Annotated in this window: 26 protein-coding genes and 2 tRNA genes; 6 read left to right on the forward strand and 22 right to left on the reverse strand. The window is 48.1% G+C overall.

From position 1 onward, the window contains the following. Nucleotides 1-3: 3 nt before the first annotated feature. The 8 genes from CTN_RS06040 to CTN_RS06075 all read right to left on the reverse strand — a co-directional run bounded on the left by CTN_RS06040 (nt 4) and on the right by CTN_RS06075 (nt 6429). The gene (locus tag CTN_RS06040; protein WP_015919702.1) at nt 4-672 is read right to left on the reverse strand and encodes a 16S rRNA (uracil(1498)-N(3))-methyltransferase; all 669 of its coding nucleotides are present in this window, start codon (nt 670-672) and stop codon (nt 4-6) included. Between the two features lies 1 nt (nt 673). Beyond that, complete coding sequence (gene serS / locus CTN_RS06045) at nt 674-1951, reverse strand: serine--tRNA ligase (RefSeq protein ID WP_015919703.1); 1278 nt, start codon at nt 1949-1951, stop codon at nt 674-676. Between the two features lie 26 nt (nt 1952-1977). Further along, nucleotides 1978-2748, reverse strand: a complete 771-nt coding sequence (locus CTN_RS06050; RefSeq protein ID WP_015919704.1) for an ABC transporter permease — start codon at nt 2746-2748, stop codon at nt 1978-1980. Further along, nucleotides 2745-3533: an ABC transporter permease gene (locus tag CTN_RS06055; RefSeq protein ID WP_015919705.1), complete on the reverse strand. Its 789-nt coding sequence runs from the start codon at nt 3531-3533 to the stop codon at nt 2745-2747. The genes CTN_RS06050 and CTN_RS06055 overlap by 4 nt, the downstream gene beginning before the upstream one ends. Continuing rightward, nucleotides 3530-4633, reverse strand: coding sequence for an ABC transporter ATP-binding protein (locus CTN_RS06060; RefSeq protein WP_015919706.1), 1104 nt, complete (start codon nt 4631-4633; stop codon nt 3530-3532). The genes CTN_RS06055 and CTN_RS06060 overlap by 4 nt, the downstream gene beginning before the upstream one ends. Nucleotides 4634-4647: 14 nt before the next feature. Continuing rightward, complete coding sequence (locus CTN_RS06065; protein WP_015919707.1) at nt 4648-5655, reverse strand: extracellular solute-binding protein; 1008 nt, start codon at nt 5653-5655, stop codon at nt 4648-4650. A gap of 54 nt (nt 5656-5709) precedes the next feature. Further along, nucleotides 5710-5786 (reverse strand) — tRNA-Cys (locus CTN_RS06070). Nucleotides 5787-5823: 37 nt separating this feature from the next. Continuing rightward, the gene (locus CTN_RS06075) at nt 5824-6429 is read right to left on the reverse strand and encodes a histidine phosphatase family protein (protein ID WP_015919708.1); all 606 of its coding nucleotides are present in this window, start codon (nt 6427-6429) and stop codon (nt 5824-5826) included. A gap of 41 nt (nt 6430-6470) precedes the next feature. Between CTN_RS06075 and CTN_RS06080 the strand changes: the two genes are divergently transcribed. Beyond that, nucleotides 6471-7463 carry a phospholipase C/P1 nuclease family protein gene (locus CTN_RS06080; protein ID WP_422095793.1) on the forward strand — a complete coding sequence of 331 codons (993 nt, stop codon included), beginning with the start codon at nt 6471-6473 and terminating at the stop codon, nt 7461-7463. Here the strand turns inward: CTN_RS06080 and sufU are convergent. The 5 genes from sufU to sufC are packed head-to-tail and all read right to left on the reverse strand — an operon-like array spanning nt 7441 to nt 12318. Continuing rightward, nucleotides 7441-7857, reverse strand: coding sequence for a Fe-S cluster assembly sulfur transfer protein SufU (gene sufU, locus CTN_RS06085; protein ID WP_038067694.1), 417 nt, complete (start codon nt 7855-7857; stop codon nt 7441-7443). The genes CTN_RS06080 and sufU overlap by 23 nt on opposite strands. Beyond that, nucleotides 7854-9095, reverse strand: a complete 1242-nt coding sequence (locus CTN_RS06090; protein WP_038067674.1) for a SufS family cysteine desulfurase — start codon at nt 9093-9095, stop codon at nt 7854-7856. The genes sufU and CTN_RS06090 overlap by 4 nt, the downstream gene beginning before the upstream one ends. Beyond that, complete coding sequence (locus CTN_RS06095) at nt 9073-10176, reverse strand: SufD family Fe-S cluster assembly protein (protein ID WP_038067677.1); 1104 nt, start codon at nt 10174-10176, stop codon at nt 9073-9075. The genes CTN_RS06090 and CTN_RS06095 overlap by 23 nt, the downstream gene beginning before the upstream one ends. A gap of 10 nt (nt 10177-10186) precedes the next feature. After that, nucleotides 10187-11581, reverse strand: coding sequence for a Fe-S cluster assembly protein SufB (gene sufB, locus CTN_RS06100; protein WP_015919713.1), 1395 nt, complete (start codon nt 11579-11581; stop codon nt 10187-10189). Next, entirely contained in the window at nt 11578-12318 is a 741-nt protein-coding gene (gene sufC / locus CTN_RS06105; RefSeq protein WP_015919714.1) for a Fe-S cluster assembly ATPase SufC, read from the reverse strand. Before sufC ends, sufB begins: the two co-directional genes overlap by 4 nt. 121 nt (nt 12319-12439) lie before the next feature. On the opposite strand from sufC, the gene CTN_RS06110 reads away from it, so the two are divergent. Together CTN_RS06110 and CTN_RS06115 are read left to right on the forward strand one after the other, a co-directional pair. After that, a tRNA-Leu gene (locus CTN_RS06110) sits at nt 12440-12529 on the forward strand. A gap of 46 nt (nt 12530-12575) precedes the next feature. Then, nucleotides 12576-12950 (forward strand): cyclophilin-like fold protein, encoded by a 375-nt coding sequence (locus CTN_RS06115; RefSeq protein WP_015919715.1) that lies wholly within the window; start codon nt 12576-12578, stop codon nt 12948-12950. Here the strand turns inward: CTN_RS06115 and fliE are convergent. Genes fliE through CTN_RS06160 form a run of 9 tightly spaced genes read right to left on the reverse strand, consistent with a single transcriptional unit; the run spans nt 12931 to nt 21999 of the window. Next, nucleotides 12931-13215 carry a flagellar hook-basal body complex protein FliE gene (gene fliE / locus CTN_RS06120; protein ID WP_015919716.1) on the reverse strand — a complete coding sequence of 95 codons (285 nt, stop codon included), beginning with the start codon at nt 13213-13215 and terminating at the stop codon, nt 12931-12933. The two genes, CTN_RS06115 and fliE, sit on opposite strands and share 20 nt — an antisense overlap. A 6-nt stretch (nt 13216-13221) precedes the next feature. Beyond that, nucleotides 13222-13641: a flagellar basal body rod protein FlgC gene (gene flgC, locus CTN_RS06125; protein ID WP_015919717.1), complete on the reverse strand. Its 420-nt coding sequence runs from the start codon at nt 13639-13641 to the stop codon at nt 13222-13224. Beyond that, nucleotides 13641-14024, reverse strand: coding sequence for a flagellar basal body rod protein FlgB (flgB, locus tag CTN_RS06130; protein ID WP_038067680.1), 384 nt, complete (start codon nt 14022-14024; stop codon nt 13641-13643). The genes flgC and flgB overlap by 1 nt, the downstream gene beginning before the upstream one ends. 16 nt (nt 14025-14040) lie before the next feature. After that, a complete protein-coding gene (gene prfA, locus CTN_RS06135) occupies nt 14041-15090 on the reverse strand; it encodes a peptide chain release factor 1 (RefSeq protein WP_015919719.1) in 1050 nt (349 codons plus the stop codon). Next, entirely contained in the window at nt 15090-16163 is a 1074-nt protein-coding gene (locus CTN_RS06140) for a type IV pilus twitching motility protein PilT (protein WP_015919720.1), read from the reverse strand. Before CTN_RS06140 ends, prfA begins: the two co-directional genes overlap by 1 nt. A 4-nt stretch (nt 16164-16167) precedes the next feature. Further along, nucleotides 16168-18924, reverse strand: a complete 2757-nt coding sequence (ileS, locus tag CTN_RS06145) for an isoleucine--tRNA ligase (RefSeq protein WP_015919721.1) — start codon at nt 18922-18924, stop codon at nt 16168-16170. Between the two features lie 18 nt (nt 18925-18942). Next, a complete protein-coding gene (locus tag CTN_RS06150; protein WP_015919722.1) occupies nt 18943-19296 on the reverse strand; it encodes a response regulator in 354 nt (117 codons plus the stop codon). Then, a complete protein-coding gene (locus CTN_RS06155) occupies nt 19293-21551 on the reverse strand; it encodes a sensor histidine kinase (RefSeq protein ID WP_244857334.1) in 2259 nt (752 codons plus the stop codon). The genes CTN_RS06150 and CTN_RS06155 overlap by 4 nt, the downstream gene beginning before the upstream one ends. Further along, nucleotides 21499-21999, reverse strand: a complete 501-nt coding sequence (locus CTN_RS06160) for a Mut7-C RNAse domain-containing protein (RefSeq protein ID WP_015919724.1) — start codon at nt 21997-21999, stop codon at nt 21499-21501. Before CTN_RS06160 ends, CTN_RS06155 begins: the two co-directional genes overlap by 53 nt. A gap of 62 nt (nt 22000-22061) precedes the next feature. On the opposite strand from CTN_RS06160, the gene CTN_RS06165 reads away from it, so the two are divergent. Genes CTN_RS06165 through CTN_RS06175 form a run of 3 tightly spaced genes read left to right on the forward strand, consistent with a single transcriptional unit; the run spans nt 22062 to nt 24242 of the window. Beyond that, entirely contained in the window at nt 22062-23486 is a 1425-nt protein-coding gene (locus CTN_RS06165; RefSeq protein ID WP_015919725.1) for an RtcB family protein, read from the forward strand. Nucleotides 23487-23490: 4 nt separating this feature from the next. Continuing rightward, nucleotides 23491-23886, forward strand: a complete 396-nt coding sequence (locus CTN_RS06170) for a SoxR reducing system RseC family protein (protein ID WP_015919726.1) — start codon at nt 23491-23493, stop codon at nt 23884-23886. An 11-nt stretch (nt 23887-23897) separates the two neighbouring features. Beyond that, nucleotides 23898-24242 (forward strand): DRTGG domain-containing protein, encoded by a 345-nt coding sequence (locus tag CTN_RS06175; protein ID WP_015919727.1) that lies wholly within the window; start codon nt 23898-23900, stop codon nt 24240-24242.

Below are 24242 nucleotides of genomic sequence, written 5' to 3' on the forward strand. Positions count from 1 at the left end.
CGTTCAGATTTTTTGTTTTCTCAGAGCGATGTATCCTACAGTTAGGATGGCTGCCGTTTCGAACCTCAGGATTTTCCTTCCAAGGTTCACCAGAATCGTTCTTTGCTTCAAAAGTTCTTTTTCTCTCTCGGAAAATCCCCCTTCCGGTCCCACAACGATCGTTATACTCCCGGATACATCCATTTCAAGAAGATTGACAGAACCATCCGGATCAAGGGTGATCGCTTTCTCATCGAAATCGAGATTTTCCACCATTTTCACCTTCGGAAAGAGGTATCTTCTGCATTGCTTTGCTGCCTCTCTGACCACAAGTAACGATTTTTCCAGACTGACACTGTGCTGAGATCTTTCGAACCTGTAAAGCAGTATCTCATCTGCACCGAGTTCCACACACTTTTCTATCAGAAGACGTGTTCTCTCCCACCGGCCAATTGGAACGACCACCTTCAATTTCTCAGAAGGTTCTTCTTCCTTCTTCTCGATTTTCAGGATCTTGGCGACTGCTTCGCTTTTTTTCAGCCTGGTCAGAACACAGGTGTAGGAGAATCCCTCACCGTCTGTTGTCTCTACTGTTTCTCCTTCTTTCAGTCTCACAACTCTCATGTGGTGTGCTTCTCTCTCATCGAAGACGATCTCACCGTTTCGAGGCGTTCCGTAGAACAGGTGCGGCATCCTACGGTATCACCTCAAATCCCGTGTAAGGAACTAGTGCCTCTGGAACCTTCACGCTTCCATCTGGCTGCTGGTAATTCTCCAGAATCGCGACCAGCGTTCTTCCCACCGCGATACCTGAGCCGTTAAGGGTATGAACGAGTGTGAGTTTGCCGTCTGACCTTCTTCTGTACCTCATGTTACCCCTTCTTGCCTGAAAGTCCGTCACGTTACTGCAGGATGAGATCTCCTTGTATGCGTTGTAGGACGGAAGCCACACCTCTATGTCATACGTTTTGGCGGAAGCGAATCCAAGATCTCCCGTGCAGAGAGAGACGACCCTGTAGGGAAGCCCCAGCCTTTGAAGGATGGTTTCGGCATCTCTTACCAGTTGTTCCAGATCGTCGAAGGATCTCTCCGGTGTGGTTATCCAGACGAGCTCCACCTTGTCGAACTGGTGCTGCCTGATCATTCCACGTACATCTTTTCCGTAACTGCCGGCTTCTCTTCTGTAACATGGAGTGTAGGCAACGTATTTCTTTGGAAGGTCTTTTTCTTCAAGGATCTCTCCACTGTGGAGGGCTACCAGAGGAACTTCTGCTGTTGGTATAAGAAACAGGTCGTCTTTTTCTGTCAGGTAAAGCTCTTCTTCGAACTTTGGAAGCTGCCCTGTGATCGTGATCGTTTCTCTTTTCACAAGATGTGGAACCCACACCTCCGTGTAACCGTGTTCTCTTGTATGAACGTCGAGCATGAAGTTTATGAGGGCCCTCTCCAGTCTTGCAAGTTTCCCGTACATCACCGTGAACCTGGAGCCGCTGAGTTTGGAGGCCCTGTCGAAGTCCATGAGTCCCCAGGCAGGTCCGAGGTCCCAGTGTGCCAGGGGAGCAAAGTCGAATTTCCTCGGTTCGCCCCACCTTCTCACTTCAACGTTTTGAGACTCATCGGAACCAACGGGAACGGATTCATGTGGAATGTTCGGCACTCTGAGGAGAAGATCTCTTAGCTTTGACTGAAGTTCTTTTTCTTTCTCCTCGAGTGACTTTATTTCCTCACCGATTCTTTTTCCTTCCTCGATCAGCGCGTTCGCTTCGGAGGACTTTCCTTCCTTCTTCAACTTGGCCACATTCTTGGAAATGTCGTTCCTTTTTGCCCTCAGTTCGTTGAGTTCTGTGGTCACAGAACGCCACTCGCTGTCGATCTTCAGTATCTCATCTATGATATCTGTGTCTTCACCACGTTTTTTCAGGGCATCTTTCACAAAATCGGGATCCTGCCTGATGAGTTTTATGTCTATCATCCTATCCCTCCTTCATTTCAATTCTATCAGAATATGTACTTCACGAATTTTCTGAGTATGAACCCGAGAAAGATCGTGCCAACGATCATGAAGGTAGAGATGGCGTTCACCGTCGGAGAGATACCGAACCTTATCATGGAATATATCTGTATGGGAAGCGTGGTTGAGCCCGGTCCTGCGACGAAGAAGGTGATAACGAAGTCATCGATGGACAGGGTGAAAGCCAGAAGAAACGCCGCCACTATCCCGGGAACAAGGTTCGGTATGATGACCCTGTAGAAAACCTGAAAGTCCGTACTTCCCAGGTCATACGCTGCCTCTATTATGTTCTTGTCGAAGTCCTGAAGCCTTGAGTACACGATCATCATGGTGTACGGAATGGAGAAGGTGATGTGTGCCAGTATGATGGTGAAAAGTCCAAGTTGCATTCTGAGCATGGAAAAGAGCAGAAGAAGGGATATTCCTATGATCACATCGGGCACCACAAAAGGTAGGTAGGTGAGAAACCAGATGGTGTTCTCGACACGTGTTTTCTTCCAGTAAAGCTCGACCGCCGTCACGGTTCCTATGAACGTTGCTATCACGCTCGAGACGATTGCCACTATCAGTGAATTTTTGAAAGAATTCCACACGGAGTACTCTCTGGTGAAAAGCTCCACGTACCATCTCAGGGTGAAACCCGCCCACGCGGGTGATTTTGCCGCGTTGAACGACATGATGATCACTATGACGAGTGGCAGATAGAAGAACACCATCGTCAGGGCAGTCACCGTCTTGATGAATCGGCCCGGCGTCAACTTTTCTCTCTCCTTTTCATCACGATTATGATGCTCAGAAGTGCTATCAGTGTAAGAAGATTTGACATGGCGGATGCGACCGGCCAGTTCCTGATGGTCATAAGCTGTCTGACTATTTCGTTCCCTATCATCCTGGAGGAAACTCCTCCGACAAGATCGGGGATCGCATAAGATCCAAGAGCGGGCACGAAAACGAAAACAAAGGCTGTGAGAAGTCCCATACGAACGTTTGGAAGCAGAACCTTTGTGAACGTGTACATCTTACTGGCACCAAGATCCAGAGAGGCTTCAAGTATGCTGTTTTCTATCTTTTCCATGGCAGCGTAAAGCGGCAGTATGGCAAAAGGCAAATAGGTGTAAACTATCACGAGAATGACGGCGAAGGGATTGTAGAGAAACTGCACGGGGCCAAACCCCAGAAGGTTGAGGAATTGGTTTATTATTCCGTTGTTTCCAAGAACGATCTTCCATGCGTAGATCCTTATGAGTGAGTTGGTCCAGAAGGGAACGACTGTGAGCAGAAGAAGGAAGTTCTTCAGCCGGCTCTTTGCTATGTAGAAGGAAACAGGAAGTGCCACGACGAGAGTGATGAGGGTGGCTATTCCCGCTATCCAGACAGACCTCCATATGAGGTTCAAATACTTTGGAAGATACCTGTAAGCGTCCAGCGTGAAGTTCCACTGGACACCACCGTAGATCTGCGGTTCCAGAAAGCTGTAAACGAAGATGATGGAGATCGGCAAAACGAACAGAAGGATCAGCCACAGAAGATATACGTACCTCATTTCAACACCTCTACAATGAAGCTGTCATCAGGATCCCACGCAACGAAGACCTCGTCTTCCCATTTTATGATCGGCTCGTCCAGTATGTACTTTGCGTGTTGTTTGTAAACTTTCAATATGTAACCCTCGTCGAGACGAACAAAGTACTTCGTCTGGTGTCCCATGTAGATCTCTTCTTCCACGACTCCGTGAAAGACGTTGAGAGTGCCGCTGGATTCGAACTTTTTCTTTGATATCCTTATCTTTTCCGGCCTGAGTGTGATGATCAATCTGTCTCCCTTTCTTGCCTCTTTGTCTTTATAACATCTGAATTCTCCCAGTCCAGGGCTTTCCACAACGTAGTATTCGTCCTCCACGTCCAGGACCTCTGCTTTCATGAGGTTCGTCTCTCCTATGAAGGTGGCGACAAAAACGCTGGCAGGACTCTCGTAGACTTCGTATGGTGTTCCAACCTGTACGATTTCACCTTCGTTCATGAGAGCAACCCTGTCTGAAACGCTGATCGCTTCAGTCTGGTCGTGTGTTACGTAGATGAACGTGATACCAACTCTGTCGTGAAGGTTGTCCAGTTCCACAAGAAGTTCCTGTCTCAGTTTTGCATCGAGGGCGCTCAGTGGTTCGTCGAGAAGGAGGACCCTCGGCTCGTTTGCGAGGGCCCTCGCGATCGCTACTCTCTGTTTTTGGCCACCTGAGAGCTGAGAGGGCATCTTTTTTGCGTGCTCTTCCATCCTTATCAGAGAAAGGAGTTCCTCTACTTTCTGTTTTATCTCGCTTTCGGAGAGTTTTTTGATCCTCATGGGAAACGCTATGTTCTCGAACACGGTGAGATGAGGAAACAGTGCATAGTTCTGAAAGATGATGTTCACAGGCCTTCTGTTAGGTGGCAGGTTCAATATGGACTTCCCATCCAGAAGTACGTCCCCACTTTCCACATCTTCGAAACCTGCTATCACTCGAAGAAGCGTGGTTTTCCCACAACCAGAAGGCCCGAGAACGGAGAAGAACTCTCCCTTCTTTATTGTTAGAGAGACGTTTTTCAGCACGTGGAAATCACCGAAAAACTTGTCAACGTTTTTTATCAGGACCTCTCCGCCTATCAACTTCGTTCACTCCATCACATTATGATTTCAAGCCAGATTTTGTTGTAAAGTTCGAGGGCCTCTCCGACGTCCTCTATGAATTCACAGTTTTTGAGATCTTCTAGAGTGTATATCGGCTCTGTTTCCATGTATTTTCGGGCCTCCACGTTCGGTGAGGGAAGGCCCAGATAATCGGCTATCTTTGCGGCGTTCTGTGGCTCAAGAAGGAAGTTGATGAACTCGTATGCAAGATCCACGTTCTTTGCCCCTTTTGGTATCACCATGTTGTCTATCCACAGTGTTCCTCCTTCTTTCGGTATGAAGAAATCGAAGTTTTCCTCTTCTCCTTCCGGTATCCTCTGGTACACATCCTCAGCGTATCCGTGAACCACCCAGTATTCACCGGTAACCACCCCATCGGCATACGACGTGGCATCGAATTTGGCGATGTTCTTTTTCCATCTGAGAACGACCTGCTTTGCCTCTTCCAGTTCTTTCGGGTTCTTCGTGTTAACCGAGTAGCCGAGGTATTTCAGGGCGGCACCAAGCACCTCTCTCATATCGTCCAGGAGGGTCATTCTTCCTCTCAGATCTTCTCTTTCGAAGATGGACCAGGATTTTTCGTACTCTTTAACGTACTTTCTGTTCACGATGACAACCGTTGAACCCATCATGTAAGGCACACTGTATTCGTGGTTCGGATCGTACGTGGTCTTTGCGAGTATCTCCTTGTCGAGGTATTTGAAGTTCGGTATTCTGGAAAGATCCAGTTTCTGAAGCATACCCTCTTTTGACATGATCGAGACGTAATCACCGGAGGGAAAGATCAGATCGTATCCCTTTCCACCGCCTGCTTTGAACTTTGCGTACATCTCCTCGTTCGATGCGTAGGTGTCGTAAACCACGCGGCAGTTGTACTTCTCTTCGAACGCTCTGATCACGTCTTCAGGGATGTAATCGGCCCAGTTGTAGATGTAGAGCGTGGCTTTTGCAAAGACCATGAAAGACACCAGCATGAACAGGACAAGAAGAAGTCTTTTCATCTTCCATACCTCCTTTCTCCAATATAAAAAGCCAGGCCGTGTAGCCTGGCTTCCTGGAGGCGGCGGTGGGATTCGAACCCACGAATAGGGATTTTGCAGACCCCCGCCTTAGACCGCTTGGCTACGCCGCCGTCCACATAAGATATAATACCATACATGTGTGGGTGTTCAAGTGTCTTCAAGGTGACACGTATCGTTCAGCAGAACGAGTCTTGGCCTGCTCTCCACATCCACAATGCTCAGGGAGGCGTTGTCCAGTTTGAAGTTTCGGTGAAGACGAAGGGGAAGTCCGAGAACCCAGCAGATGAAGGATCTCAAAGAAAGAGAATGCGACACGATCACAACATCTTCTGAGCCATTCAATCTTTCCTGGGAAACGATCTTCATCATGACCTTCACCATTCGGTCCTGAACGCTCTTCATCGATTCAAGTCCTTTCGTTCCGAAGTTTGGATCTGTCGACCATCTCTTGAACTCCTCTGGATACTCTCTCATCGCCTCTTCCACCGTAAGGCCATTCCAGAGGGATATTTCACACTCGCGAAGGTCTTCTTCAACTATGACTTCTTTTTTGAATCTTTCGGCAATCTCCCTGGCAGTTTCAAGACACCTTTTGAGGGGACTGGAATAGATCGCATCCACTCTTTTCAACCTTTCCGCCAGCTTTTTTGCCTGATCTTTTCCTTTTTCGTTCAGGGGAACGTCCGCGATACCCTGCCACAGTCCCTTTTCGTTCCAGATGGTTTCTCCGTGTCTTATCAGATAGAGCCTCATCTATCTCATCACCTCTTTGTGCTAGACTCTAATGGGAGGTGGTGGTCTTGAGAACGATTCTTTCTGTTCTTCTTGCTGCCGTTTCAGTCCTTGCTTTTTCCTGGAGCGGCCACGAGGGCCTAACGTATTACATCGTGAAAGATATTGTACCAGACGAGATGGTGAAAATCACTCCCTATAACTACCAGGAAAAAAGGATTTACAATCTCTCAAAACTCGTTCTCGAAGATGTCTGTGGCAAAGGCACGATGGAAGCGTGGGAGGGAGCCCTGCTTCCACCGAATCCTTCACCAGTTGAGGGAAAGGTTCCTGCATGGCAGATACTGACCGTTTACTCCTCTGAGCCGGACTGGGGAATGGACCAGGGACTGGAGCTTTCACCGTATCAGTTTCTCATAGGGAACAGTCAGGGAGTACGCCACATGAAATATCGCATCATGGGACTTGAGTTTTTCGAAGCAGACAAAAGTTTCTATTACTTCCACGATCTTGCAAAGGAGGCGTTCAGAAGGGGTGACAGATACTGGGGATACAGATTCCTCGCAAGGGCACTTCACTACATAGAAGACCTTTCCCAGCCCTACCACAACACACCGGGAGAGACTGGAGAGATCTTTCAGGCGCTCTTTGACAGATCCATCATGAAGATGTTGATGAACGCACACTACGTGTACGACGATTACCTTGCGTACCTCATCTACTCCGGCGATGAGGAGACGATAAGAACGATAGAGGAGGCAGAGCCCATCTTTCTGAAATCGGAATGGCACCTTGTTCAGGAGATCAGAAAACTTGCGCTTTCGTACTTTCCAAAGATCCACAGAGAGATAAAGAAGGTTTTTGGAGACAGACTGAAAGAAAGAAGCGGTGATTTGAAGAGTTTCACCGTCGTTTCGGTGGAAGAATTCAAAGAAGCAGACGAAAGAGGAGACCTTGCCAATCTGAAACGCTACACTCTGGAACTCGTTGGAAAGGTCTCTTCTTACCTTAAGGGATACCTCATCGATTTTCTCAAGACTGTGAGATCTTTTTGAGCGCTTCTTTCAACGTCTTCCATGCAAGAAGAAAACATTTCACCCTCGCGGGGTAGTTCTTTATGTCGGACATGATCGAGATATTCCCCAGCTTTTGCTCGTCGAAGTCTTCACCCCGCGCCATTTTTTCTGCTTCTTCAACGATAGATTCAACGTTTTCCAGTTTTTCATTTACGATCCTTTCTATCATCAAAGAAGCGGAAGCCTGACTGATCGCACATCCGATTCCTTCGAATCTGGCGTCTTTTATCACTCCATCTTCCACCTTCAGATAGAGTGTGATCTCGTCACCACAGGATATGTTCTTTCCTTCTTCCACGACGCTGGCGTCTTTCAGTTTTCCTCTGAACTTCTTTGAGTTCGCATAGTCCAGAATGGCCTCTGAATAGATCATCTTGAAAACCACTCCTTTACCTTCTTCACGCCTTCTACAAAGATTCTAACATCTTCTTCCGTGTTGTAGAGATAGAAGCTCGCTCTACAGGTGGAGTTTGGAAAGTCCAGAAGGGACTGTTCTTTCAAAAGATTCATCAGAGGCTGTGCACAGTGATGGCCGCTTCTTATGGCCACGCCGAACTCCTGATCGAGAATGTGAGCCACATCGTGCGGATGAACCCCTTTTATGTTGAAGGAAACGATTCCATGCTGTCTTTCATCTAAAGGACCGTAAAGTTCCACACCGTCCACTCTGGAAAGTTCTTCCAGAGCCAGTTGGGTTAATCTTTCCACCCTCTCATGCACCACTTCGAATCCTATCTCTTCAAGATAGGCCAGAGCCTCCTTCGAGGCGACGATGTCGGCTATGTTCGGTGTTCCCGCCTCGAATTTGTACGGGAGTTCGTTGAAGGTCACATCCTCGAGGGACACCCTATCGATCATCTCTCCACCATAGAGAAAGGGTTCCATCTGCTCAAGGAGTTCCTTCCTTCCATAGAGCACACCCACTCCCGTGGGGCCGAGCATTTTGTGAAGAGAGAAGGCAAGAAAATCCACACCGATTTCTTTCGGCTTTACGCGCTCGTGCGGCAAAAGCTGTGCACCATCGAGTACTATGATCGCATTCGGAAAGATGTTGCGCAGTTCTTCAACCGGTATCCTCTGTCCGGTTACGTTCGAAAGGCCGGTTATGGCAAGAACTTTTGGATTCTTTTCTCTGTGGCTCATGAGGTCGTCCATCTCGAGTGTTCCAAACCTTCCAGACGGTTTTATGTATTCGAGTCTGTAACCGTGGAATCTGGAGAGTCTGAGCCAGGGAACGAAATTTGCATGGTGTTCCAGAAGAGAGGTGAGTACCAGATCGTTCTCTTTCAAAAGACCGCTTCTCAGAAGGGACACGGCAACCAGATTTATTGCCATCGTTGTCCCGGAGGTGAAGATAATCTCCTGTGGTGAAACTCCCAGAAACTCTGCGAACCTTTCCCTGGATTCTTCGAGTTCAACCGTGGCACGGGAGGCAAGGGTATGAACGGCTCTGTGAACGTTCGAGTAACTTGTGTAGTAGAACTCTTTCAGTTTTTCTACAACACGCTTTGGCTTCAGTGTCGTGGCTGCATTGTCCAAGTAGACGAGCCTTCTTCCGTTTATCTTCGTCTTCAACGTGGGGAAATCTTCATACAATCTGGTTGACAACATCTTCCACATCTCCCCTGATGGATTCTTCCAGTTCGTCCAGAAGATCCGAAAAGATTCCTCTCACGATGAGCCTTTTCGCCTCGGCCTCGTCGATCCCTCTGGACATGATGTAGAAGAGCTGGTTTTCATCAAGAGAAGACGAACTTGCAGAGTGAGACGCTGTGACATCGTTCTCATCCACCCACAAACTTGGAATAGCGTCCATGCGGGCTTCGGGAGAGAGTATAAGGGTGTGTTCTACTTCTTCAGCAACGATGTTCTTCGAGCCCCTTTTCACGTCCAGTATTCCACGAAAAACGATCTTTCCGGAGCCGTCCACCACACCGTTTCCTTTCAGCCTTCCTTCTGCTTCCTCACCTTCGAACCTCATGAGGTAGAGAAGGTCCGTCACACCCGTTCCGTTCTGATAGAAATAGGATCTCATGTCCGTCTCGCTCAGTTTACTCTTCTTCACAAGAACGTAGCCAACCTTTCTGTGACCGAACGCCCTGAAATCCCTCATCGAAAGTCTTGCTCCTTCTTCGAGCACGATGAACACGTTGTCGAAGGTGAAACCTCCTGAGAGATCTACGTTGATGAATTTCAATGCGGCGTTTCTTTTCACAAGAATCCTCATCACCGTGTTCCTGAATCTTCTCACTTTTGATATCCTGTGGATCTCTGCTTCTTTTTCCACAACCACCAGGACGTTTTCCACACCATCTTCAGATCTGATCAGGTGTTTCCCATCTCCGTATATCCTAAAATCCGTAAAGAATGTGTCTCCAAGAAGAACGAACTTTCTGTGTGATCCCTCAAAGTCGAGTTTTTCAAGAAGGGATGTGTCAACATCGAAGTCCACGTAATCGAACGAAAGCTCTGGAAGGACCATACCGTCAAGACTGCACCTTTTCCACTTCGGAAATCCCCATTCTTTGTATTCCAGGAATTTTTTTCTTCTCCATTCCTTTAAAGGTCCTTCTGTTCTCTCCAGAGCCTTCTCCAGAACATCGTATCCGTAGTCGTTTTCTGAGAATATCTGTGGGGTTTCCCAGATTACCGCTCTTTCTCCATCGTGCTCCAGCACCAGCGTTTTTTCCATATCGAACACCTCACCCTATACTCTTTTCTATTTCCAGTTCGAGGAGTTTGTTGAGCTCGACGGCATACTCAAAGGGTAGCTCTTTCACAACGGGTTCCACAAACCCCTTCACTATCATCGATTTTGCTTCCTGTTCTGACAATCCTCTGCTCATGAGATAGAATATCTGATCCTCTCCTATCCTCCCAATCCTTGCCTCATGACCCACATCCGCCCTGTCCGTTTCCACCTCTATTATGGGAACTGTGTCGCTCTTCGACCTGTTGTCGAGCATCAGAGCCGCACATTCCACGGATGCCTTGCTATTTTCGGCTTCTTTTGTGATCTTCAGAAGGCCCCTGTAAAAAGCCCATCCACCACCAAGAGATATGCTCTTTGCGCTCACAAGAGAGCTCGTGTACGGAGCAAGATGAACGACCTTCGAACCTGTATCCATGTGCTGTCCGGGGCCTGCGTACGTGATGGACATGCTCTCTGCCCTCGCACCCTTTCCCTTCAGTATCGTCATCGGGTACAGCATGGTTTTGTAACTGCCAAGGGATCCAGATACCCACGTCATCGAACCCTCTTCTTCGACGATCGATCTTTTCGTGTTGAGGTTGTACGTGTTTTTGCTCCAGTTCTGTATGGTGAGGTACTTGACCTTTGCGCCTCGCTTGACGTATATCTCAACCATTCCAGCGTGGAGATTGATGACGTTGTACCTTGGAGCCGAGCATCCTTCTATGAAGGTGACTTCACTGCCCTCTTCCGCAACGATGATGGTGTGTTCGAACTGTCCCATCCCGGGATTGCTCATCAAAAAGTAAGCCTGAAGCGGCATGGGAACTTTCACGTTGGCCGGAACGTACAGGAAGGTTCCACCGCTCCAGATGGCTCCATGGAGTGCAGCAAACTTGTGATCAGTGCTGGGAACAAGTTTCATGAAGTACTCCTTCACAAGATCGGGGTATTCCCTCACTGCACTTTCCATATCCAGGAAAATGACACCGAGTTTTTCCAGTTCTTTCTTTATGTTCTGATAAACGATCTCCGAATCAAGCTGTGCTCCAACCCCGGCAAGGTATTTCCTTTCCGCCTCGGGTATTCCCAGTTTGTCAAAGGCCTCTTTCACCTCTTCTGGTACCTCTTCCCAGGAAGTTCCCTTTTTTGCGTCAGGTCTTATGTAGGATACGATCTTTCCCAGGTCGAGTTCAGAGATGTCCACACCGAACCTTGGGTTGTGCCACTCTTTGAATATCTTCAAGGACTCCAGACGGTGTTTCAGCATCCACTCCGGTTCGCCTTTTGCATGGGATATCTCTTCTATCAACCTTTCATTGAGTCCTGGAGGAGCTTTGTAAGCGGTTCTCACTTTAGGAATGAAGTTGAACCTGGAATCGTCGATGATGATCCTTTCCATCATCTCACTCCTTCCAGGCTGTAACCCTTTTCCTCGATCTCGTCGGCAAGATCTGCTCCACCACTTTTCACGATACGGCCATCCACATAAACGTGGACTCTGTCGATCCTTTCAAGATAATCCAGAAGTCTTTTGTAGTGGGTAATGATGAGAAGTGTGACTCCCTCTTTGTTGAGATCGGCGATGATCTTTGCTATGAGTTTGAGTGCATCCACATCGAGGCCCGAGTCTATCTCGTCGAGTATGAGAAGCCTGGGTTTCAGAAAAAGGGCCTGGAGGATTTCTGCCCTCTTTTTCTCACCACCGGAAAACCCAACGTTCAGGTATCTCTCGAGGAAATCCCTGCCGAGTCCCAGCTTTTCTGACTGGTTTTCCAGTTCCCTTCTCAGTTCAAGATAGTTTTTTTCCTCTCCGTGAACCTTTCTGTGCGATGTGATGAGAAACTGGGAGAACTTTACCCCTTCTATCTCGTAAGGGTTCTGAAACGTCATCATGATCCCAAGCTTTGCCCTTTCATCTGGAGGAAGATCTTTTATAGAACGTCCTTCAAAGAGAATATCCCCTTTCGTTACAACGTACTTTGGGTTTCCCATCACAACGTTTGCAAGGGTGGATTTTCCACTGCCGTTTGGTCCCATGAGAACGTGCACTTCACCTTTTTCTATTCTGAGGTTCACTCCTTTCAGTATTTCCTTTTCCTCGTCTCTCAACTTTGCATGCAGATCTTTGATTTCGAGCATCCTGTTCCCTCCTCTTATGTTTTCCTAATTTATTATACCATGTCTTGGGAGGATAACCCTTTCGTTCGAAATTTTTAAGGTTGAAATAATAAGGGAGGTCTGGTGGTATAATAAAAAGTGGGCCGGGGTGGCGGAAGTGGCAGACGCAGCGGACTTAAAATCCGCTGGGGTTTACAACCCCGTGTCGGTTCGAGTCCGATCCCCGGCACCAGACACCAGGGCACCGAAAAGGTGCCTCTTTTTTCTGGAGGGATGTTATGAAGGTGGAGCTGGTTTTCGAAAGTGCAAGGTGTCTCATCGAACTGGATGAATCCTGTGAAGTGGTTGAGAGACTGAAAGAAAAAATCCCCTTCGAAAGCACGGTGAACACGTGGGGAGAGGAGATCTACTTTTCGACTCCTGTGAACGTTCAGAAGATGGAAAATCCCAGGGAAGTGGTGGAGATAGGAGATGTTGGTTACTGGCCACCTGGAAGGGCGCTGTGTCTGTTCTTCGGGAAAACCCCGATCAGCGATGACAGAATAAGACCAGCGAGCACCGTGAACGTGATAGGAAGAATAATCGAAGGACTGGAAGATCTGAAAAGGGTGAAAGACGGCGAAAAGGTCACCGTCAGATCTGCATCCTCATGATCTCTCTGTATGCTTCAACGATCCTGTTTCTCACTTCGACAGTGAGCCTGAGGGCGATCGAAGCCTTTTCGGCCTCTATTATGACTTCGTGGATGTTGCTGATTTTTCCCTGAGCGAAATCATCCGTCATCTTCTCTGCCCTTTTCTGGATGTCGTTTACCTTCTCCAGTGCTTCTTTCAGAGCCTTTGAGAAGTCACCGCCGCTCTTCTTCTGGACCTTCCCTGTGTCTTCTATGGGACCGAGTCCTTCTATCCTATCCACCATGTCCTACTACCCCCTTCCAATCTGAAGGGCACTGTTCACCATGTTCTTGGTTACGTTGAACGCCGCTACGTTGGCATCGTAGGCCCTCTGGGCGTTTATGAGGTCAACCATTTCCCTGACTATGTTCACGTTCGGCATCCTCACGTATCCGTTTTCGTCCGCATCAGGATGTGTGGGATCGTAAACGAGTCTGAAGGGTGAAGGATCCTCCACTATCTTTACCACTTTCACACCCGCACTCTCTATTCTACCATCCTTTGCTCTTCTCAGGTACTCGGCAAAAACGGGAACCTTCCTCCTGTAAGGCTCTCCCATCTCCGTCCTGGTGGTTTCTGCGTTCGCTATGTTCGTGGAAACGATCTCAACTCTGAGTCTTTGTGCAGACATACCAGTTGCGCTGATGTTCATTATATCGAATTCGCTCATTATCTCACACTCCTCAAGACAGCGTTGTATCTGTCTATGTTCATCGACATGAGCCTGGTGAGAACCTGATACCTGAGTCCGTTTTTCACAAGTTGAACCATTTCGTAGTCGATATCCACGTTGTTACCATCGTTTCTCATGGTCGTATCGTTCTGTGTCAGAACACGTGGCTCCACCACCCTTTGAGAACCTCCCAGGTGCTTTTCGCTGGTCCTTGCGAGTTCAAGTCTCATCTTCGATTCCTTGAGAAACTCTTCGAACGCCACGTACTTTCTCTTGTAACCGGGAGTACTCACATTCGCTATGTTGAGTGAATGAATCTTCTGTCTCAGCAGAGAAACATCCATCGCTTGCTTCAGTGTGTAGAAGTTGGAGTTAAACATCTTCACACCTCCACTGTTAATGTTCTGCACTGGGGACGCTCGTTCCTAAAATTTCTTCGATGTTGTTTTCTATATCGTGTTCTATCAGTTTTGCTATGATCTCGTCTAGATCTCCATCAAGAATTTCCTGGAGTCTGTAAGAGGTGTAGTTTATCCTGTGATCGGTGACCCTGTTCTGTGGGAAGTTGTAGGTTCTGATTTTCTCGCTTCTCTCTCCCGTTCCTATCTGTGACTTCCTCTTCTGGGAGAGTTCCTTCTCCAGCTGTTCTCTCTGAAGCTGATAGAGACGTGCACGGAGGATCCTCAAAGCGGTCTGTTTGTTCTGATACTGCGATCTTTCGTTCTGACAGGAAACGACGATTCCCGTTGGAATGTGGGTGATCCTCACGGCGGACTCTGTTTTGTTCACGTACTGACCGCCGTGTCCCGAGGCTCTGAAGGTTTCTATCTTAAGGTCCTCCGGTCTTATCTCGATGTCTCTCTCTTCTATCTCGGGAAGGACCACGACGGTTGCTGTTGAGGTGTGTATCCTTCCTCCAGATTCTGTGATCGGCACCCTCTGAACTCTGTGAACGCCGCTTTCGTATTTCAGAATGCTGTAGGCGTTTTTTCCTTTTACAAAGAAGACCGCCTCCTTCACTCCTCCCAGATCCGTTTCGTGCATCTCAGCGATCTCCACGTCCCAACCTTTTCTTTCTGCGTACCTCGTGTACATCCTGAAAAGATCGCGTGCAAACAGAGCGGCCTCTTCTCCACCCGTTCCCGGTCTGATTTCCACGATCGCTTTGTCTCCTGTTTCAGGAGATAGCAGAAGAAAGAGTTCCTGAAAGAGACTATCGAGTTCCTTTTCGTACCTGTCGATTTCCTGCTCGTCTTCCTCCTCTTCTTTCAAAAGTTCTATGAACTCCTGCGTTTCCCTTATCCTGTTCACGACACTCTCTATCTCTTCAAGTTTTGCGTACTCTATTCCGTAATTTTTCATCTCCTCCGGACTCAGATCGGGTCTGGACAGCTGTTTTTCCAGCTCCTTCTTTTTCTCTTTCAGGACTGAAGAGATCTTTTCCACTAGACCTTCACTCCTAATCTTCTGGCCACCTCCTCCTGGTTTCTGGCGAACTGAATGGCATCTTCTCTCGAGATGTCTCCCCTGAGAGCAGCCTTCACCAGGGCATCGTCGAACAGGATCATACCGTGTCTGGCCCCTGCCTGAATGACGGATTCCAGCTGATGGATCTTGTTTTCTCTTATCAGGTTTCTGACAGCCGGTGTTCCCACCATGATCTCCACGATGGGTGTGAAACCTATACCGTTTGCCTTTGGAACGAGCCTCTGATAAATGACAGCGATCAGGGTGTTTGCGAGCTGAAGGGCGATCTGTCTTTGCTGGTGTGCCGGAAAGACATCTATGATCCTTTCTGGAGCAGAGGCTGCAGAGTTCGTATGAACCGTTGCAAGGACAAGATGTCCCGTCTCCGCTGCGGTGAGGGCAAGCGCCATGGTCTCAAGATCTCTCATCTCTCCGACGAGGATCACATCGGGATCTTGTCTCAGGGCATATTTCAGTCCGTTGTAAAACGAGTCGGTGTCGGAACCGAGTTCTCTTTGATGTATTACAGACTTTTTGTTGGTGAAAACGTACTCTATGGGGTCCTCTATCGTTATTATGTGGTACGGAAAGTTCTCGTTTATATGGTCTATCATGGCAGCAAGGGTTGTGGATTTTCCACTTCCCGTTGGTCCAGCAACCAGTACAAGGCCGTATTTTCTTTCAACGAACGTCTTCAAAATCTCGGGAAGCCCGAGTTCCTGAAACGTTCTGATCTTTTTTGGAATCAACCTGAAGGCAACAGCGGGGTTTTTCCTTTCGTAGTAAAGGTTTCCCCTTACCCTGATCGCATCTCCTACGGTGAAAGAGAAGTCCACTTCTTTTTCTTTCGGAGGAAAGGGGTGACCTATTTCCAGAAAGAGTTCTTTCAGGCTGTTCATCACGTCTTCTCTGGAAAACTTACCGTATTTCTCCTGAGGAACAAGTTTCCCATCGATCCGATAGTAAGGAGGGCAACCGGCTGAGATGTGAACATCGGTCGCCCTCAAACCGTAGGCTTCCGTGATGATCTTCAAAAATGATTTGTCCGTCATGATTTCACTTCCTTTCCCCCTTCAAAACGGCAAGACACCTGGGACAGACGGCAGGAAATTCTTCAGATCTGGAGATCTCGGTTGTGTATTTCCAGCATCTCTGGCATTTCTCTCCTTCTGCGTGTTTTGCGGTAACCTCGACGAGTTCCCCCTTCAGTTCACCCGAACCGTCCGAAAGACTCACTTTTGATACGATGAAGAGTTCTTCGAGAACGTCCCTGTACTCTTCGAGAAGGGCCTTCACAGAGTCGTTTCTGGGAACCAGGATCACTTCAGCGTCCAGGGAGTGTCCTATCACATCCTGCTGTCTTTTCTCTTCGAGCGCTTTCAGAACGTCTTCTCTTATTGAAAGGAGTTTTTCGAAATCCTCCATGATCTTTTTGTCGATCAGATCCTCTCTGTACTCCGGCCAGTACTCGGCTTGAACGGTTTTGTATTTTCTGTCCTTTTCGTGAAGGTGCGAATACACTTCCTCCATTGTGAAGGTCATGATGGGGGCGAGGATCTTCATGAGTGCGATGAGTATTTCGTGCATCACCGTCTGGGCCGACCTTCTGTAGAGAGAATCTTTTGCCTCGACGTAGAGCCTGTCCTTCACAACGTCAAGGTAAAGGGAACTGAGTTCTGTTGTGCAGTACTTCACCACGAGGTTGTAGACTTTGGAAAATTCATAGCTGTCGTAGTACTCTGTGGCGCGCTTTATGATTTCCTGAAGTCTTCCAAGTGCCCATTTGTCGATGGTGAGAAGCTTTTCGTAAGGTACCCTGTCCAGTTCCGGATCGAAGTCCTCAAGGTTTCCAAGAAGGAATCTGAACGTGTTCCTTATCTTCTTGTAAACCTCTGTTTGTTGTTCCACTATCCTCATAGAGATCTTTATATCGTTGAAGTAGTCGCTGCTTGCAAGCCAGAGTCTCAGGATCTCTGCACCGTACTTTTCGACCACTTCCATGGGATCCACGACGTTTCCAAGGGATTTGCTCATCTTCCTGCCGAGTTCATCCTTTATGAACCCGTGTGTCAGCACTTCTTTGTAAGGAGCGGATCCCCTCTTTGCAACGGCAAGGAAGATGGAAGAATGGAACCATCCCCTGTGCTGATCGCTTCCTTCAAGGTACATGTCAAGCGGGAAGGGATGATCTTCCCTCGTGGTTATGTACTCGAAAGAAGACCCGGAATCGATCCACACATCGAGTGTGTCGAGCATCTTCTCGAAGGAGCGCGCACCGCATTTTGGACATCTGAAATCATCAGGAATCAGTTCTTCCACGTCTTTTTCAAACCACGCGTTCGTTCCTTCTTTCTCCACGATCTTCATGAAGTGTTCGATCACCTTCGGATCGAGAGTGACTTCTCCGCACTCTTTACACTTGACGGCCGGTATGGGAGTTCCCCAGACACGCTGTCTTGAGATACACCAGTCTGGCCTTTCTTCCACCATGGATCTGATTCTGTTTCGACCCCACTCCGGTATCCATTTGACCCTGTCTATCTCCTCAAGTACCCTCTGCCTCAGGTTGTTGTGATCCACCGAGATGAACCATTGCTCGGTTGCCCTGAAGATCACCGGTCCCTTACAGCGCCAGCAGTGTGGATAGGAGTGTGTTATGGTGGATGCGTGAACGAGTATGCCTTTTTCTTTCAGGTCCTCTATGATCACCCTGTTGGAATCCTCTATGAACATTCCCCTGTACTTTCCTGCTTCATCGGTGAATCGTCCTTCCTCGTCAACCGGAGAGACGATGGGAAGACCGTATTTCACGTGACCGTAAACGTAGTCTTCTTCACCGTGCCCCGGAGCGATGTGGACACAACCCGTTCCCGTTTCCAGAGAAACGTAATCTGCCAGTATCACGCGGGAGGTCTTATCTTCAAAAATAGGATGCTGGAACTCCTTCCCTTCCAGATCTTTACCCCTTATCTTTTCCACCACTTCGGAGCAGTCAACGCCCGTTTCTCTGGAAAAAGTCTCAAGAAGATCTGTGGCGATCACCCATCTTTCATCTCCAACCTTCACGACAGAATACTCGAAATCGGGATGAAGTGCTATACCAACGTTTGCAGGAAGGGTCCACGGGGTGGTGGTCCATATCACGATGTAGAGGTTTGGATCATCCTTCGATCTGAACTTCACGTATATGGAAGGAGATCTGTGATCGTGGTACTCGATTTCCGCTTCTGCAAGAGCGGTTCTACATCTTGGACACCAGTAGATAGGCTTCAGAGATCTGTAAACGTTTCCCTGTTCGACGAGTGTTTTGAATACATCGAGGATCTTCACCTCGTAGTCGGGTTTGAGAGTGATGTAGGGATTGTTCCAGTCTCCACGCACACCCAGCCTTTTGAACTCTTCCTTCTGTATTTCAACGAATTTCAAGGCAAACTCTTCACACTTCTTTCTTATCTCAGCAGGTGACATCTCTTTTATCCTGTCACCGAGTTCCTGAGAAACCCTGTGTTCTATAGGAAGACCGTGGGTGTCCCATCCCGGAACGTACGGTGCTCTGTACCCTCTCATCGTCTTGTACTTGACCACGATGTCCTTCAGTATCTTGTTCAGTGCCGTTCCGATGTGTATGTGTCCGTTGGCGTACGGTGGACCATCGTGGAGAACAAAGAGGGGCTTTCCCTTCCTCTGCTCGAGGACGTAGTTGTAGAGATCCATCTCTTCCCATTCTTTCAGGAAGGCTTTTTCTTTGTTGACCAGGTTCGCCCTCATTGGAAACGAAGTTTTCGGCAGATTCAGCGTATTTTTGTAATCCAACGCTTCACACCTCCTGCGTCACGAGAGTAGTTTCTTCACCTTTTCTTTCAATTCATCGAAATTAAACGATTTCACAACGTATTCATCGGCAGCCCACGAGGAAAGGTCCGACCTGTAATGAGAATACGCGGTGAGCAGGATGATTCTGGCGTCCTTTTTCATCTCGCGGATCTTTCCCGCAACTTCCAGACCGTTCATACCGGGCATCTCTATGTCGAGTATCACCAGGTCGTAGTCACCTGAAGAGAACTTCTTCAGGGCTTCTTCCCCGTTTTCCGCTGCTTCCACTTCGTATCCTTCTTCTTCGAGTTCTTCTCTCAAGAGTTCTCGCATGTTGGGTTCATCGTCCACAACGAGTATTTTCTTTTTCATTCTCTCACCTCTTTTCCTGGTGTTTTTGGAATCTCAAAAATGAACATGACCCCTCCTTCGGTGTTCTCCACCCATATCTTTCCTCCGTGCTCATCCTCTACGATCTTCCTGCAAATGGGAAGCCCAAGGCCAGTTCCCTGTGTTTTGGTGGTGAAAAATGGTGAAAATATCTTTTCTTTCAATTCTTCCGGAATAGGAGGCCCTGAGTTCCAGACAGAAACCCTTGCCACGTTGTAGACATCCTCCGACTTTATTTTTATCTTACCATTTTCTCCTGTTGCCTCTATCGCATTCTGAACCAGATTTATCAACACCTGCTTTATCCTCGACCTGTCGGCCTTCACCCTCAGATCTTCGTTGTCGGTTTCAAAAAAGAAGTCTATGTTCATCTCCCTGAGTTTTTCCTCAAAGAGAACGTAAACCTCTTTTATGAGTTCGTTAAGGTTGAACTCGGAGAACTCCAGAATCTGTTCTTCTTTACTGTACTCCAGGATTTCCCTGACGATTCCCTCGAGTCTTGAGAGTTCTCCAGTGATGATGTCCACATATTTTTTCAGTGTTTCAGGATCGTCTATGTGTTTTCTCATGCGTTTCACGAAACCACCTATTATGGTGATTGGGTTTCGAATCTCGTGGGCAACCCGAGCTGTCATCTCTCCCAGAATAGAAAGCCTTTCTTTTTTCTTTCGTTCTTCTTCGTACCTGTACAGTTCGGTTACGTCATCGATTGTGATGATCACGCCCTCGAGGAGTTGTGTCTTTGTGTTTCTCAAGGGAGAAAATCTCACGTTGAAGTACTTTTCCTGGAACTTGTAGAAATTGAGGAAGACCGGCTCGTGTTCTTCCATGACACTTTCGGCGATGGCACCTATCTCTTCAAACCCGGGCAGGTTCTTCAACCTCTTTCCAAGCACCTGTTCCTTCCTGTAACCAAAGAGCACCTCCGATTTTTTGTTCCACTCTGTTATTCGACCGTCCCTGTCTAGTGTTATGATGGCGGCTTCCAGACTCTCCAGGATGCTCTCACTGAAGTTCTTGAGTTTCTCCACGAGTTCGTTTTGACGCTGAAGATCCAGGGTTTTTCTTTTCAAATCCTCGTAGTTGATGGCGTTCTCCAGGGCAAGACCCGCACTCTCCGAGAAGAGTTTCAAAACATCAAGATCCAGATCCGTGATCGGTCTTTCACTGAATTTGTTGTCCACCACAACTGCTCCGAGGGTGTCCCAGCGTCCCAGAAGAGGAAAAACAACGAAGCTTTCGCTTCTGAGGGCCTCGAGGACATCTTCTGCTTCATAGCCCATTTTTCTGAGAATGTCTCTGGAGACTCTTACCGTGCTTTTTCTCAGAACTACTCTTTCGAATATGGGATGTCCTCTGTAGTAGAACCTTCTTCGTTTCAGTCTTTCACTGAAACTCGTTTCGAAAGAAAATGTGAGCGCCTCTTCCCTGAGAAACTGAACAAGATCGGTGTACCTGAGGGTCCTTCTTCTGAGGTAGCGCTTCAGTTCTTCGTGTTCCTGCCTTGTTTCCCCACCCAAGGCAGAGACGACCTCCAGGGAGTTCGTAGCATCGTTTTTTTTCAAAAGGACCGCCCGGTCGAAATTGAAAGCCCTCTCTGAAACAAGGCTCAGAAGAATCACCCGATACAGGTTGTTTGGATCGTAAACAGAGCGCATGGCCTGGCTAACGTAGTAGATTATCCTCATTCTTTTTATGTGTTCTTTCTGAATTTCCACCAGCCTTGAGTGCTCCTTCAGAGCCTCCTTCATCCTGTGTATATCCTCTTTGAAGTGCCACCTTTCGTTCAACGATTCAGCCAGTTCCAGAAACTTTCGGCAGAAGAGATCCTCTTCTTCGTCCAGTTCTCTTTCTCTTGCAACAACAAGGTAAAGTCTGTTCTTCAACTCCCTTATGTGAATCTTCGGGTATTTTCTCTTTATCTCATCGAGAGAGAGACTTTCTCCTCTAGAGGAAAAAGAGGTGTGAGTATCGATGAAGAAAACTTCATCCGCACAGAAAAGCCTTTCAACCGTTCTGAGAGATCTCCTGAAGAATTCCTCTTTTGAAAGGCGGCAGGCAAGTTTGAAGAAGGAAAAGAGTGTTCTGTAGGTGGAAAGTTTCCTGAACAGTTTCACCATGAGGGCTGAAGAAGGGTCGTGTGCCACGATCGTAAAGTGCCCGATTTTACAGGAGTACACTCCTTCAGGAACTTCTGTACTGTCTTTCATCACCTCTATTCCCCGTATCTTCTTCAACTCCTTCAGGGTCATGTTCTATCACTTCCTCGATCCATTTTAAATGAGATCCCTTCCAGAATACCCTCCCACATTCTGGACACTTTGAGAATTTTTCCGCACTCAAAAACACGTAGATCGGAACCCTGCCGAGCACTTCTTTTCGCCGAACCGATGTTAGTTCTTCGTTGCAGAATGGACATCTGGGTTTTCCCGTTTTAAAACGTTCAAGGACTATTCTGAGGCCTTCCTCTTCTGTGGTGACAAGCAGACACTCGTGGTTGTATTTCTCGAAGAAGCGGGCAAAAATTCTGTTTCTTGTGAGAAGAACCCTTTTTTCTTTTCTGCAGAACACAAGAGCTTCCGCTGGTGTCTTTGCCTGGCAGACTGCAACGTCCAGTCCGAGCGTTCTCATTTTCTTCGCCAGTGAGACAAGGGACAGGTCCACAGCCAGACGATGCTCTTTCATCCTCTGCCTCCTCGTTCAATTCTATCATTTAATGATAAACTAAGAGTTGGGAGGGATGGACCATGAAGATAGAAAGACTCGATAAATACATGTGGAGGATCCCCAGAGAGGGAAAGATGAGGGTGGACGCCATTGTTTTCACGGACGCTGAGAGTGTGGATGACCCTCAATTCAGAGAGGCCATGAAACAACTTATGAACGTGGCAACGCTTCCTGGGATCGTGAAGTACGCCCTTGCCATGCCCGACATACACTGGGGTTACGGCTTCCCGATAGGTGGTGTTGCAGCTTTCGATGCAAAAGACGGAATCATCTCACCTGGAGGGGTGGGTTTCGACATAAACTGCGGTGTTCGACTGATGAAGACAGATCTCACATACGAAGATGTCAGGGATAGATTGAGGGCCATCGTCGAAGCCATTTACGAAACAGTACCCGCCGGTGTTGGTGCAAGGGGAGACATCGTCCTTGGAAAAAAAGGTCTCAGGAAGGTCCTCGTCGAGGGTGCAGAATGGGCTGTAAAGGCTGGATATGGCCTGGAAGAGGACCTTGAGAGGATAGAGGACGGTGGCAAGATACACCCCGCCGATCCCAACTATGTGTCTGAGGAAGCCTTCGAGAGGGGAAGCGACGAACTTGGAACGCTTGGAGCGGGAAATCACTTCATAGAGGTCCAGATGGTGGAGGAGATCTACGACAGGGACCTGGCAGAGTTCTTCGGCCTGGAAGTGGGTACGATAACGATCATGATACACTCTGGAAGCAGGGGTTTTGGACATCAGGTGGCGACGGACTACATAAGACTCATGAGGGACAGGCTGAAGGAACACAACAGAGATCTACCCGACAAGCAACTCATAAACGCACCGTTCGAGCATCCACTCGGCCAGGCATATTACTCTGCCATGAACTGTGCGGCAAATTACGCGTTCGCAAACAGAGAGATACTCGGGCACCTCGTCAGAAAGGCCTTCTGGAAGGTCTTCGGAAAAGACACGCGCGTGGAACTGATCTACGATGTTGCCCACAACATCGCCAAAGTGGAGGAGTACGAAATAGACGGCAAACGAAAAAAACTCGTTGTTCACAGAAAGGGTGCCACGCGCTCTCTTGGCCCTGGAAACGAAAAAGTTCCGGAAATTTACCGGGAAGTGGGACAACCCGTTATCATACCGGGTGACATGGGAACGGCTTCCTATCTTCTGATCGGCACCAGAAAGGCTGAGGAAAAGACGTTTGGATCGACAGCACACGGTGCCGGAAGGGTTCTCGGTAGATCCGCCGCTCTGAAGAGGTGGAGTTACAGGGAGATCCTCGACGAACTGGAAAGAAAGAACATCATCGTCATGAGCAAAAGTAAAAAAACGCTCGTTGAAGAAGCACCCGAGGCTTACAAGGATGTGGACAGGGTCGTACACATCGTGCACGAGATAGGTATCTCAAGGAAGATAGCCAGAATGGTACCGCTCGGTGTTGTGAAAGGGTGATTCTGTGATTGAAAGGATGTTCGTGAAGGAAGTGAAAGAAAACAAAGTGGTCGTGACCAAAGCCAGAACGAGCGCGTGTGGAAGTTGTCCGGCAAAGAGCATATGTGTTTCTGGAAATGAGATAAACCTCGAGGCAGAGTGGAATGAAAAAGAGCAGTTGAAACCTGGTGATGAAGTGATCGTGGACATTCCCGAGTACGATCCCATGAAGGTATCAGCCATCGTCTACTTTGTTCCTCTTGTGATATTCGCCGCTGTTGTGATAACTGGCTACTCTCTGAACTGGAAAGACTGGTTGACGTTCTTTTCCGCACTTGGAGGAGTCTTTGTCTATTACTCTCTTTTGCGCTTCAGAAAGAAGGACAAAAAACCTCCAAGAATCATAGGAAAAGCCACTTAGGAGGTGTTCCCGTGACTCTGGAAGAGATAGCTTCCACGATAGAAGGGGTGGTTCTCACCGGAGATGGAAAGCTGGAGATAGAAAAGGCCGTTGCAACAGATCTCATGAGTGATGTGCTGGCCTTTGCTGAGCCAGGGGTCCTTCTGATCACTGGGCTTCACTCTCCGCAGGCGGTGAGAACAGCCATGGTGGTGGGCATTCCAGCAGTTCTTTTCGTCAGAAAAAAAGACATTCCAGAAAACATCGTCAAACTTGCGGAGGAATGCAACATAGCCGTTCTGGCGACCAATCTCTCCATGTTCGAGACATGTGGAAGGTTGTTTTTGAAGGGATTAAAACCGATCAGGAGAGGATAG

The sequence above is a fragment of the Thermotoga neapolitana DSM 4359 genome (assembly GCF_000018945.1).
In the GTDB taxonomy this organism is placed as follows: Bacteria; Thermotogota; Thermotogae; order Thermotogales; family Thermotogaceae; genus Thermotoga; species Thermotoga neapolitana.